This is a genomic window from Clostridium cadaveris (assembly GCF_020911725.1).
In the GTDB taxonomy this organism is placed as follows: domain Bacteria; phylum Bacillota; class Clostridia; order Clostridiales; family Clostridiaceae; genus Clostridium_X; species Clostridium_X cadaveris.
Genome location: NZ_CP076620.1, coordinates 467,501 through 480,309, shown reverse-complemented (window position 1 = coordinate 480,309; position 12,809 = coordinate 467,501). Strand labels below are relative to the sequence as shown.

The window sequence follows — 12,809 nt, the reverse complement described above, 5'->3', positions numbered from 1 at the left end:
ATTACTTATATGTTAATATTAATCATCTAAATTATATCATATTTTTCATAACTTTTCTGATAATTTATCCATTATAAAAGAGTTAGAATAACTCTAACTCTTTTATAATATAAATATTAAAATACTTTTAATGTCCAATCCTCACAGTTCCACACCTCATTAACTACATCTCTATAAAACTCTGGTTCGTGGCATACTAAAAGAATTGTTCCCTTATATTCATTTAATGCTCTTTTTAATTCATCTTTTGCTTCCACATCAAGGTGGTTTGTTGGCTCGTCTAGGATAAGGATGTTGCTTGGCTTATTGATAAGTTTACAAAGTCTCACTTTTGCCTGCTCTCCTCCACTTAGAACTACAACCTTACTCTCTATGTGCTTTGTAGTAAGTCCGCATTTTGCAAGAGCTGATCTAACTTCGTATTGTGTAAAGCTAGGAAAGTCCTGCCAAACCTCTTCTATACAAGTCTTGTAATTTGCATCTTTTATCTCTTGTTCGAAGTAGCCGATTTCTTGATAGTCACCTAATGTAACTTCCCCCTCTAGTGGATTTATGAATCCCATAAGGCTTCTTAGAAGCGTTGTCTTTCCAAGACCATTTGCTCCAACTAATGCTATCTTTTGTCCTCTCTCCATTTTTAGATTAAGTGGTTTTGTAAGAGGACTATCATATCCTATAACTAAATCCTTAGTTTCAAAAATAACCTTTCCTGAAGTTCTAGATTCCTTAAAGTAGAATTCTGGCTTTGGTTTTTCTCCTGCAAGCTCTATTCTATCCATCTTGTCTAGCTTCTTTTGTCTTGCTCTAGCCATTCCTGTTGTAGCAACTCTTGCCTTATTTCTAGCAACGAAATCTTCGAGTTTTGCTATTTCTTGCTGCTGTCTTTCATAAGCCGCCTCAAGCTGCTTTTTATTTGCTTCATGTATTCTCTTGAAATTATCGTAGTCTCCAACATATCTTGTTATCTTAAGATTTTCAACATGATAAATAAGGTTTATTACACTGTTTAAGAATGGTATATCATGTGATATCAATATAAATGCGTTTTCGTAATTTTGAAGATATCTCTTAAGCCATTCGATATGAGCCTCATCAAGATAGTTTGTAGGCTCATCTAAAAGTAATATATCTGGATTTTCGAGAAGAAGTTTTGCAAGCAATACCTTAGTTCTTTGTCCACCACTTAAGTCTGTTACGTCTTTATCTAATCCAACATCCTTAAGCCCTAAACCTCCTGCAACCTCTTCAATCTTTGCATCTATAGTATAAAACCCGCTGTGATCCAATATATCCTGAAGCGTTCCCATGTCATCTAAAAGTTTTTCTAATTCTTCAGGTGTTGCTTCTGCCATTTTATCTGATATTTTAAGTATTTCTTCTTCCATATCAAAAAGATATTTGAAGGCATCCCTAAGAATATCTCTTATGGTATTACCTTTTTCTAGAGCTGCATGCTGATCCATGTATCCTACTCTCACCCTGTTGCTCCACTCTACAGTTCCCTCATCTGGCATAAGCTTTCCTGTTATTATATTCATAAAGGTGGATTTTCCTTCTCCATTAGCGCCTATAAGCCCTATATGCTCACCCTTTAAAAGTCTAAATGATACATCATCAAATATAGCTCTGTCACCAAAGCCATGACTTAAATTTTTTACTGTTAGTATACTCATCAGTTTCTCTCCTCACGTAAATGACATTCTTAGATTATTATATTTAAAAATCGAAAAAATCTCAAACTCTATTTTTCCCTTTAGTAAATATCCTATGGCAATATTGGAGATAGTATCTATATGAGACTTTAAAATTTTGGGAGAATGATAAATATGAAACGTGCTTTAATATCTTTATTTGTTTGTTTTACTTTAATTTGTGGTATTTCAGCTCCCTGTATTCCTACTTATAGTAAGACTGAAATTCCAAAACAAGGAACCTATAGCCCTATATCAACTTCCTTCAACAAAGAAAAACTTGAAGATATATCTAATGGCAGTGATGATATTATGGGTAGCGGTAAGGGATTTGAACCATTATTTCATAATGATACTGAAGACGCTAGATGGGAAAGCGGAGGAATAGATCATACTCATCAATATCTATGTGCTAGAGGAATAAAACTTTTTTTAAGTGATGTAGGTGCTGATTATGATGATATAATATATCCTTACGTTCATGTTATTTTAAATGGCGCTGATGCTCCTGATATTGATGAAAATGAATTTTTATATGTTCATCACTTTTATCACTACATCTTCAAGAAAAATTATGCTTTTGTTGGAGCAACTGCAAAAGACAAATTTATTCAACACAGTCAGCTTGCTTTAGAACTTTTCACTCATGACAAGCATGAAGCATTCGACCACCTTGGTCGTGCTATCCACTATCTTGAAGACATAAATGAGCCCCATCATGCCTCAAACCTTACAGCTGTTAATTCTAACCATGTAAAGTATGAAAAATGGGCAGATAAAAACAGAGCTAAATTTAAACTTTCAAATGCAACTGTATATTCAGATTATAGAGATATTAACTTTTCTAAGGCATTGAATACTTTAGCTGAAAGATGTGCAGCTAATGCTTATAATATGAAAGATTATGCTACTGCTAAAAAATGTACTCCTTGGGGAGGCTATAGTATAATTCTTGATGATTATGATAAATGGGGACTTAGTGCTGATTCCACTATGACATATACTCAAGATGCGATAAGCGCATATTTGTATATATTTTTTAAGGAAGCGAAAGCAAATAGCTTTATTAGACTTGCACAATATGATACCTCAAACTGTATTACGACAGATTTTTCAAAAAAGGAAATGGAGCCCTAGGTGCTTGTTCCTAAGGACTCCATTTGTAGGGGTATATAATAACTAAAATTTGCTTGACAAAATAATTAATTTTTTCGCGCTACTTTAGTAATCTATCAACTTATTTTCTACTATATTGAAATTATATCATCTCTATCTAACTATAGCAACTATATTTGGTAAAATCTGTACCATAATAGTTTTATTGAAAAAGCTTAATAAATACAATATTAAATATCACCAATAAAATAAAAGGCAAATTCACCATTGTTTCTTTTTTTAATTCCCATACTTCATCCGAAAAATTCTCTTCTTCATTTTCATCTTGGCTTACAATATTTAAATTAAGCCTTTCTCTTTTCTTTTTCATATACCTTACAAGAAGCCATATAATAAATCCACTTATAGTTGACATTATCGAAAGAGTTATTATAGCACTAAGAAAAGTATTTGCAGTCATAGGAACAGCTTCTACCATAGCATCACCTTGAAATTTAGTTGCCATATATGATACTGTCATATTGAATCCATTAAAAACAAAATGTACTATCATAGTTGAAAATAAACTTCCAGTGATTCTAACTATATATGCAAATAAAAATCCTAACACAGCCGCATATAAAAATTGCTGTCCGCTTAAATGCATAAGTCCAAATATAATTCCATTCATTACAGCTGCTTTAAATGTATTTTTATATTTATACTCACTAAGGACTACTCCTCTCATAACAATTTCTTCACATATTGCTGGAGTAAGTGCCATTATTCCTATAAGAGTTGCAAAAGATATTCCCTGAAGTTGATTTACCACAGCCTGCACATTGTTTTCAAAAAATATGCTGGATATGTTTGCACATAATCCTGCGATTGGATAACATAAAATTCCTATAGCTATAAGACATATTATGTCTGTTATATAAAGTTTGTTTAACTTCAAAGTTTCCTTTATCGGTTTCTTGGTTATTATAAAATATATAGCCGTTGGAACTAAAAGGAATGCTACTTGGCTGAAAACTAAAAGTTGTCCTGTAGTCATTTTCGCTCCTATAGTATTGCCTAATATCAAACTTCCGATAAATTGAATTGTTACCAGCACTAGTACAAAGCTGTTGCCTTTAAATATTGGTTTCATTTTCTTTTTCACACGCATTCTCCTAAATTTTTTTTGATAAGGATGTATATTATTTTTGTATTTAGTAAATACTTATAAATGTAAAGTAATTACCCAATCTAATATAAGTTGACTTATATTAGACTCTCCCCCATTTTATTTATATAATCTCCTAAAGTCCCTCTAGCATAATAGTTAGAGGGATTTTTTTATCTTAAATTAATTCTTTTCTTATAAAGTTTAAAGCATTCAGAGCTGCCCTTGACCTTATTTGGCTCCTATTTCCTTGAAAATTAAGCTTTTCAGCCCTTACCTTGCCATCATTATATATACCTATATAGACAAGTCCAACTGGCTGATCTTCAGTTTCTCCTCCTGGACCTGCAATTCCTGTTACACTTATACCTATATTCGAACCTGTTCTTCTAGCAATGCCCTCTGCCATTTCTATAGCAGTTTCTTCGCTGACCGCAGTATATCTATCTAAGGTTTCCTTTTTAACTTTTAAAGTTCTCATTTTTGCTTCATTAGTATAAGTTACAGCTCCTTCAAGAAATACTTCGGAAACTCCTGGATAATTCACAAGCATAGATGAAACCATTCCTCCTGTACAAGATTCTGCTAGAGATATAGTTTTATGATTAGCTATTAAGAGTTTTGCCACTTCATCTTCTAATGTTGTATCTCCCTCACCATATATATATTCATTTAGCCTATTTCTTATTTCTTCTTCCATAGGTTCAATGAGTTTTATGGCTTCTTCCTCACTATCAGCTTTTGCTGTAATTCTTAAAGTTACATCCATCTCTTTTGCATACGGAGCAACTGTTGGGTTTGTTTGTCCTTCTATTATATCATCTAGGCATTCAGCCATGTGACTTTCACCTATTCCAAATAATCTAAGTACTTTTGAGTAAAGTATGCCATCGCTTAATTTCTTAATATATGGCTTAACATAATTGTTAAACATAGGTTTCATTTCTTTTGGTGGTCCAGGCAATATAATTATTGTTTTGCCATCAGTTCCTTTTATAATTGCACCAGGTGCTGTTCCATTTGGATTTGGAAGTATTTCTGCATCCTCAGGAAATAAGGCCTGTTTTCTATTATTCTCACTAAAAGGTCTTCCAAGCCTTTCAAAATATTCTTCTATATATTTAAAAGATTCTCTATGTAGGATAAGCTCCTTATTAAAAAATTTACAGACCATTTCTTTTGTCATATCGTCTTTTGTTGGCCCTAGACCTCCAGTAGTTATTATAAGATCACAATCAGAAAATGCATCTTTAAAAGCTCCAAGAATTCTCTCCTCATTATCTCCTACAGTTCTTTGTCTGTATACATTGATTCCAAGACTAGCTAGCTCCTTAGCCAAAAATTGACCATTCGTGTTTACAATGTCTCCTAAAAGTAATTCTGTTCCTACTGCGATTATTTCAGCATTCATAGTATAACCTCCCTTTGATAATATGTAAAATTCATCATATTTAGAATATCTATTAATGCTTTACATTAATTATGTCATAAATTTTTCCATTGTAAAGTAATCATATCATAATAGAAAAAACTGTTCAATGCTATAGTTTCCCATAACACTGAACAGTTTAATATATGAAAAAACTCTTCTCTTTTACTTTGAGGTGCGCACGGTAGCTTATTTAATACATATATTTCTACAATTGTAGAGGTGTCCTTTACTAATAACAATACATCAATTGAATGTTTCTAATCTGCTATATATGCTATCCATTGACTATATGAGTATAACAATGATTACCGCAAAAGAGAAGAGCTCTTTGCCTTAGTTATGTTTGTTTAAATTTTCAATAGTTATATAAAACTTTTAATCCATTATGCATGGTTTAAGGATTACTTTTCCAATTATTGTTTATGGTAGACTGTTTTTTATTTGTTCTGTTATGATTTTTACCTTCTTCACTAGTTATAGGAGTTTGATAATTACATTTTTCCATTCTAGCTCTTTTATTGTCTGGTTGACTATCCTTTGGCATATAGTCTCCTCCTAATCATAATATATTGGATTTGCTTTTTTGTTCCCACTTTTTGCGGCCATACCTTGAATTTCTGGTACAGGTGGCTGATCATTTTTAGGGAATTTTTGTTTATGATTACTTTCAGTTCCATGAGGATCACTTGGATCTGGTCTACGCATACCCTTCTTTGCCATATTCATATCCTCCTTCAAATTTTATTTATAATACTATTTTGCTATAATTTCGTTTTTATATGCTAGTAAATTTACTCCAATAAATTTTATTTTAAAAATCTTTAAAATAAACACCTTCAAAAAATACAAAAGGTCAGCTTTAATTAAACTTCTAGCAGCTTTCTGTAGATTATACAATAAACTGTTCAGTTTTTGCTGACCTTAAAATATTTTTATTTAATTTCTGATAATGCAAGTGCTACTGCTCCTGAAACACCTGCGTCTCCACCAAGTTTTGCTGGCTCTATTCGGCAACTTTCTGCCATAGCTTTTAAGCTTCTTTCTTTTACAACTTTCTTTACAGTATCAAAGACTATGTCTCCTCCTTTACTTACACCGCCTCCGATAACTATCATTTCTGGGTCAAAAATGTTTACTACATTTGCAATTCCTATTCCTAAATAATTTAAAGCTTCATCTAATATAGACTTTGCAACCTTGTCCCCATTTTTCTCTTCTTTAAAAACTTCAAAAGAAGTTACATTTTCATAACTGGATAAAGATGTTTTTTCTCTTCTTTCAATAGCTTCCTTTGCTCTTTTTGCTATTGCTGTTCCTGATGCTACAGCTTCAATACATCCATAATTTCCACAATTACATCTTGGACCATCTGGCACTATAGTAGTATGTCCTATTTCTAAAGCGTTACATGTGTTACCTGAATACAACTTTCCATTTATAATAGCACCTCCACCAATTCCAGTGCTTACAGTTATATAAACCATATTATTTGTTCCTTTTCCAGCTCCTAATAGGTGTTCTCCTAAAGCAGCTACATTTGCATCATTTTGAAGATAAGCAGGAACATTAAATTTTTCACTTATTGGATTCACTAAGTTAAAATTTTTAAACGGAAGGTTTGAGGCTTCAATTATAGTGCCCTTTACAGAGTCAAGTGGTCCCGGTGAACCTATTCCTATGGATTTCAATTGACCTTCTTCTACTTTTCCTTCTATTTTTAAGTCTTCTATCACTGATATAATTCTATTTAAAATATGTTCTTCACCAGAATTTGCTTCTGTTGCTATAGTTTTTTTGATTAATATATTACCATCTAAATCAGCTAAAGCACCACAAATCTTTGTGCCGCCTAAATCTATTCCTATTACGTAACTATTCATTCTTCTTCCTCCACAATTAATAAATCATTATTAAAATTATTATATCATAGAACTTTATCTTCCTTAAAGTGAAACATAAAAACTAGCTTTATTATAAGCTAGTTCTTCTAAAATTTCTTGAAATTTATTTTTTATTTGCTTTAATTTCCCACTGTCCAGGAGCAGTGTTTTCATAGCAAATATCAAAGTTATTTTCCTTTAACATCGTATAAATCATATTGAAATTTTGTTCATTCATATCACTTAGCCTAAGTACAAAATTATCCTTCATATCTACAACACCCATATAATCATAAATATTGCTATAATCCATCAATCCTAAATTCCCTGTCACATCTAGTCGATAATTTGACATATATATCTCCTCCATCTCAAGCACTTACAATTAATATATGAATCCATAGGTGTATTTTATCCATTTTTCTTTCAATAAATTCTTTGAAATGATAAAAAAATAAGATGCTGTTCAAATACAGCATCTTATCTCGGGATTTAATAGAAAAACAAAATATAAATTAATATTTGTTTTTATGCTTCATTTCTCATAGCTTTTGCAGCATCTATTATCTTTGCAGCTTCCATAGCAGGAACTTCTTCATATCTCTCAAAGCTCATGGTGAAACTTCCTCTGGCCTGAGTTGTTGAACGTAGATCTGTGGAATAAGTAAGCATTTCACTTTGAGGTACCTCAGCTACTATAACCTGTAGGTCATCTACAGCTTCCATTCCTAATATTCTTCCTCTCTTCTTGTTAATACCACCCATTATATCTCCCATGTAGTCCTTTGGAACTGTAACTTCCACATGCATAACTGGTTCTAAAAGTATTGCATCTGCTTTTTCCATTCCTTTCTTAAATGCCAATGAAGCAGCTACTTTAAATGCCATTTCAGAAGAATCTACTGGGTGAGAAGATCCATCATGCAAAGTAGCTTTTATCTTTATAACTGGGTATCCAGCTAAGATTCCATGTCTCATACATTCCTTAAGTCCCTTTTCTACCGCTGGTATGAAGTTTCTTGGAACAGCTCCTCCAACGACTTCATCAACAAATTCAAGTTCTTCTATTCCATCTGCTCTAGGTTCAAATTTAATCCAAACATCACCATATTGCCCATGTCCTCCTGATTGTTTCTTGTGCTTACCTTGAACATCAGATACCTTTCTTACGGTTTCTCTATAAGGTATCTTTGGTAATTGAAGGATTACTTCTGCACCATATTTTGTTTTTATCTTGCTTGCTATGATATCCAGATGAGTTTCACCCATACCACATACTATAAGTTCAGCATTTTCTATGTCTCTAGTTACCTTAAATGTAGGATCTTCATCTTGAAGTTTTGTAATTGCTGATGAAATCTTATCATCATCTCCCTTAGCTTTAGGTAAAACTGCCATAGACATAACTGGTTCTGGGAAATTCATCTTGTCATAAACTACAGGATTTTTCTTATTGCATAATGTATCTCCAGTTTCTGTATATTGAAGTTTTGCAACTGCTGCTATATCTCCTGCTATTACTTCTTTTACTGGAATCTGAGTTTTTCCTCTTAAGAAAAACAAGTTTCCTAATTTTTCTTCTTTTTCTTGATTAGAATTATACACTACATCATCTGATTTAACTTTTCCTGTTATAACCCTAAAGATAGACATTTTTCCCACGAATGGGTCAGCTATAGTTTTCACAACCATTGCTGAAAATGGATCATCTTCATTTATCTTAATAAATTTTTCTTCTCCGCTCTTAAGATCTACAGCCTTTTGAGGTATTGCATATTCTGGTGATGGGAAACATTCTATTATTCCTTCAACAAGAGTTTTCATTCCTATAACCTTTAATGCTGAACCACACATAACTGGGGCTATATCTCCACTTGCACAGCCTTCTATAAGTCCCTTGTAGATTTCCTCGTCACTAAGTTCACCTTCACTAAAATATTTATCTAATAATGCTTCATCTGTTTCAGCTACTGCTTCCATAATCATTTGCTTACATTCATCAATTTTGTCTATAAGTTCTTCTGGAATTGGACCATCTTCCATATCATGTGTCTTAGAATTATAAAATCTTGCTTTTCTAGATATAACGTTTACTACACCTTTAAAATCACTTTCACTGCCTATTGGATACTGTATTGGAACTACAGATATTCCAAATGCCTCTTTAAGCTGAGTTAAAACTTTTTCAAAATTACTGTTTTCTCTATCTAATTTATTTATAAAGAATGTTCTTGGAAGCTTAATCTTGTTTACATAGCTCCAAGCTTTTTCTGTACCAACCTGTATTCCGGATACTCCAGATACAACTATAGTTGCCACATCAACTGCTCTCATACCTTGAATTGATTCTCCAACAAAGTCGAAATATCCAGGTATATCTACTAGATTAACTTTTACATCGTCCCATTCAAATGGTGTTACTGTAGCAGAAATTGAAATTGCCCTTCTCTTTTCTTCTGAATCAAAATCGCTTATGGTTGTTCCATCTTCGATTTTTCCTAAACGGTCTGTTGTTTTTGTGTAGTACAAAAGTGCCTCTGCCAATGATGTTTTTCCTGCTCCACTGTGTCCAATTATGCCTACATTCCTTAGATGCTTGGTTTTATATTCTTTCATAGTAAAACCCTCCTAGCATTAAATTAGATTATTAATACTTTAATTCTATATAAAATATTAATTTTCCTTCAAAATTCATTAAATGTTCTGAAAATTTTAACAATAGTAATTCTTATCTAAAAAAGTCCATACTCTAGCATATTCTTCTTATAATTATATTTATTACCTCTCAATATATTTTTATGCACTTTTCTTATTTGAGAATTTAAAATAAAAAAACCTAGGCGTCAGCCTAGGCATTAATAATATTCTAGTTTATTTTTGCGAAAAAAAAGTGGCTCCGCGAAAAGGATTCGAACCTTCAACCTATCGGTTAACAGCCGAGTGCTCCACCGTTGAGCTATCGCGGAATGCCTGACCTGGCGACCACCTACTCTCCCACAGAGCCTCCCCTGCAGTACCATCAGCCGTAATTTGCTTGACCTTCGTGTTCGGAATGGGAACGGGTATTACCAAATTACGCATCATCACCAGATGCTTAATTTTTCCTAAATCTTCGATTTAGCTGAAAAACTGTACTCCTCACTTCAGTGAGTAAGTTTCCTTTGAAAGAACTTAATTATTCTTTCAAAATTGCACACAGATTTTCTTTTCTATCTTTGTTTTCTTTGATTAAGTCCTCGACCTATTAGTATGAGTCAGCTGAATACATTGCTGCACTTACACCTCTCACCTATCTACCTTGTGTTCTTCAAGGGGTCTTACTAACTTACGTTATGGGAAATCTCATCTTGAGGGGGGCTTCACGCTTAGATGCTTTCAGCGTTTATCCCTTCCCGACTTAGCTACCCAGCTATGCTCCTGGCGGAACAACTGGTGCACCAGAGGTCAGTCCATCCCGGTCCTCTCGTACTAAGGACAGCTCCTCTCAAATTTCCTACGCCCGCGACGGATAGGGACCGAACTGTCTCACGACGTTCTGAACCCAGCTCGCGTGCCGCTTTAATGGGCGAACAGCCCAACCCTTGGGACCTACTTCAGCCCCAGGATGCGACGAGCCGACATCGAGGTGCCAAACCTCCCCGTCGATGTGGACTCTTGGGGGAGATCAGCCTGTTATCCCCGAGGTAGCTTTTATCCGTTGAGCGATGGCCCTCCCACGAGGTACCACCGGATCACTAAGCCCGACTTTCGTCCCTGCTCGACTTGTTGGTCTTGCAGTCAGGCTCCCTTCTGCCTTTGCACTCTTCGAAGGATTTCCGACCCTTCTGAGGGAACCTTTGGGCGCCTCCGTTACTTTTTTGGAGGCGACCGCCCCAGTCAAACTGCCCACCTAACAATGTCCCGTCACCAGCTTCATGGTGCCCGGTTAGAATCCCAGTACTGTCAGGGTGGTATCCCAAGGGTGGCTCCACAGGACCTGACGATCCTATTTCTCAGCCTCCCACCTATCCTGTACAGACAATACCGGAACTCAATGCTAAATTGCAGTAAAGCTCTACGGGGTCTTTCCGTCCAATCGCGGGTAGCCAGCATCTTCACTGGCACTACAATTTCGCCGGATTTGCAGTTGAGACAGTGCCCAAGTCATTACGCCATTCGTGCGGGTCAGAACTTACCTGACAAGGAATTTCGCTACCTTAGGACCGTTATAGTTACGGCCGCCGTTTACTGGGGCTTAAGTTCACACCTTCGCTTATGCTAAGTGTTCCCCTTAACCTTCCAGCACCGGGCAGGCGTCAGCCCCTATACATCAGCTTTCGCTTTAGCAGAGACCTGTGTTTTTGCTAAACAGTTGCTTGGGCCTATTCTCTGCGACCATATTTCTATGGCACTCCTTCTCCCGAAGTTACGGAGTCAATTTGCCGAGTTCCTTAACTGCAATTCTTCCGATGGCCTTAGGATTCTCTCCTCACCTACCTGTGTCGGTTTGCGGTACGGGCACTACTTTGCTCCCTAGAGGCTTTTCTTGGCAGCGTGGAATCAGATACTTCGGTGCTTGCACCTTCCCCATCACACCTCAACATTGTAAAGACGGATTTGCCTATCTTTACTGTCTAAGTGCTTAGACTAACATCCATTAGTTAGCACATCTTATCCTCCTGCGTCACCCCATTGGTCATACGCTTATAGTGGTATCGGAATATCAACCGATTGTCCATCACCTACGCCTTTCGGCCTCGGCTTAGGTCCCGACTAACCCTGAGCGGACGAGCCTTCCTCAGGAAACCTTAGGTTTTCGGCCAGTGAGATTCTCACTCACTTCTCGCTACTTATGCCAGCATTCTCACTCCTATGTCGTCCACTGCTCCTTTCGGTACAACTTCTTCCAACATAGGACGCTCCCCTACCGCGTACATCTAGTGTACACCCATAGCTTCGGTGGTAGATTTTAGCCCCGGACATCTTCGGCGCAGGATCTCTTGACTAGTGAGCTATTACGCACTCTTTAAATGAGTGGCTGCTTCTAAGCCAACATCCTAGTTGTCTTAGAAATCCCACATCCTTTTCCACTTAATCTACACTTTGGGACCTTAGCTGATGGTCTGGGCTGTTTCCCTTTTGACCACGGATCTTATCATTCGTAGTCTGACTGCTGAGATTCAAGTTAGTGGCATTCGGAGTTTGATAAGGTTCAGTAAGCTCTATGCCCCCTAGCCCATTCAGTGCTCTACCTCCACTACTCATTCTCAACGCTAGCCCTAAAGCTATTTCGGGGAGAACCAGCTATCTCCAAGTTCGATTGGAATTTCTCCGCTATCCACAGTTCATCCCATGGTTTTTCAACACCAACGTGGTTCGGTCCTCCACGAAGTTTTACCTTCGCTTCAACCTGACCATGGATAGGTCACCTGGTTTCGGGTCTACAGCATGCAACTTTTCGCCCTGTTAAGACTCGGTTTCCCTTCGGCTCCAGACCTTAAGTCCTTAACCTCGCTACATACCGTAACTCGCTGGCTCGTTCTACAAAAAGCACGTCATCACAC

At 35.9% G+C, this 12,809-nt stretch carries 9 protein-coding genes, 1 tRNA gene and 2 rRNA genes (1 of these 12 cut by a window edge); 1 reads left to right on the top strand and 11 read right to left on the bottom strand.

What is annotated here, in order from left to right; genetic code table 11:
- Positions 1-116: 116 nt before the first annotated feature.
- Positions 117-1,673 carry an ABC-F family ATP-binding cassette domain-containing protein gene (locus KQH81_RS02175; protein WP_027639870.1) on the bottom strand — a complete coding sequence of 519 codons (1,557 nt, stop codon included), beginning with the start codon at positions 1,671-1,673 and terminating at the stop codon, positions 117-119.
- 153 nt (positions 1,674-1,826) lie between these two features.
- On the opposite strand from KQH81_RS02175, the gene KQH81_RS02170 reads away from it, so the two are divergent.
- Entirely contained in the window at positions 1,827-2,828 is a 1,002-nt protein-coding gene (locus KQH81_RS02170) for a phospholipase C/P1 nuclease family protein (RefSeq protein WP_027639869.1), read from the top strand.
- A gap of 181 nt (positions 2,829-3,009) precedes the next feature.
- On the opposite strand, the gene KQH81_RS02165 is transcribed toward KQH81_RS02170, so the two are convergent.
- From KQH81_RS02165 to KQH81_RS02120, 10 genes are all read right to left on the bottom strand, one after another.
- Entirely contained in the window at positions 3,010-3,951 is a 942-nt protein-coding gene (locus KQH81_RS02165) for a CPBP family intramembrane glutamic endopeptidase (protein WP_051196355.1), read from the bottom strand.
- Between the two features lie 181 nt (positions 3,952-4,132).
- Positions 4,133-5,365 (bottom strand): competence/damage-inducible protein A, encoded by a 1,233-nt coding sequence (locus KQH81_RS02160; RefSeq protein ID WP_027639868.1) that lies wholly within the window; start codon positions 5,363-5,365, stop codon positions 4,133-4,135.
- A 415-nt stretch (positions 5,366-5,780) separates the two neighbouring features.
- Positions 5,781-5,930 carry a hypothetical protein gene (locus KQH81_RS02155; protein ID WP_168972712.1) on the bottom strand — a complete coding sequence of 50 codons (150 nt, stop codon included), beginning with the start codon at positions 5,928-5,930 and terminating at the stop codon, positions 5,781-5,783.
- A gap of 11 nt (positions 5,931-5,941) precedes the next feature.
- A complete protein-coding gene (locus KQH81_RS02150) occupies positions 5,942-6,106 on the bottom strand; it encodes a hypothetical protein (protein WP_168972713.1) in 165 nt (54 codons plus the stop codon).
- A 212-nt stretch (positions 6,107-6,318) separates the two neighbouring features.
- Positions 6,319-7,266, bottom strand: a complete 948-nt coding sequence (locus KQH81_RS02145) for an ROK family protein (protein ID WP_027639867.1) — start codon at positions 7,264-7,266, stop codon at positions 6,319-6,321.
- A gap of 124 nt (positions 7,267-7,390) precedes the next feature.
- A complete protein-coding gene (locus KQH81_RS02140; protein ID WP_027639866.1) occupies positions 7,391-7,621 on the bottom strand; it encodes a hypothetical protein in 231 nt (76 codons plus the stop codon).
- A gap of 173 nt (positions 7,622-7,794) precedes the next feature.
- The gene (gene fusA / locus KQH81_RS02135; protein ID WP_027639865.1) at positions 7,795-9,882 is read right to left on the bottom strand and encodes an elongation factor G; all 2,088 of its coding nucleotides are present in this window, start codon (positions 9,880-9,882) and stop codon (positions 7,795-7,797) included.
- 275 nt (positions 9,883-10,157) lie between these two features.
- A tRNA-Asn gene (locus KQH81_RS02130) sits at positions 10,158-10,232 on the bottom strand.
- Between the two features lie 7 nt (positions 10,233-10,239).
- Positions 10,240-10,357, bottom strand: a 5S ribosomal RNA gene (gene rrf / locus KQH81_RS02125).
- A 133-nt stretch (positions 10,358-10,490) separates the two neighbouring features.
- Positions 10,491-12,809 (bottom strand): 23S ribosomal RNA (locus KQH81_RS02120); it runs 585 nt beyond the window's last position.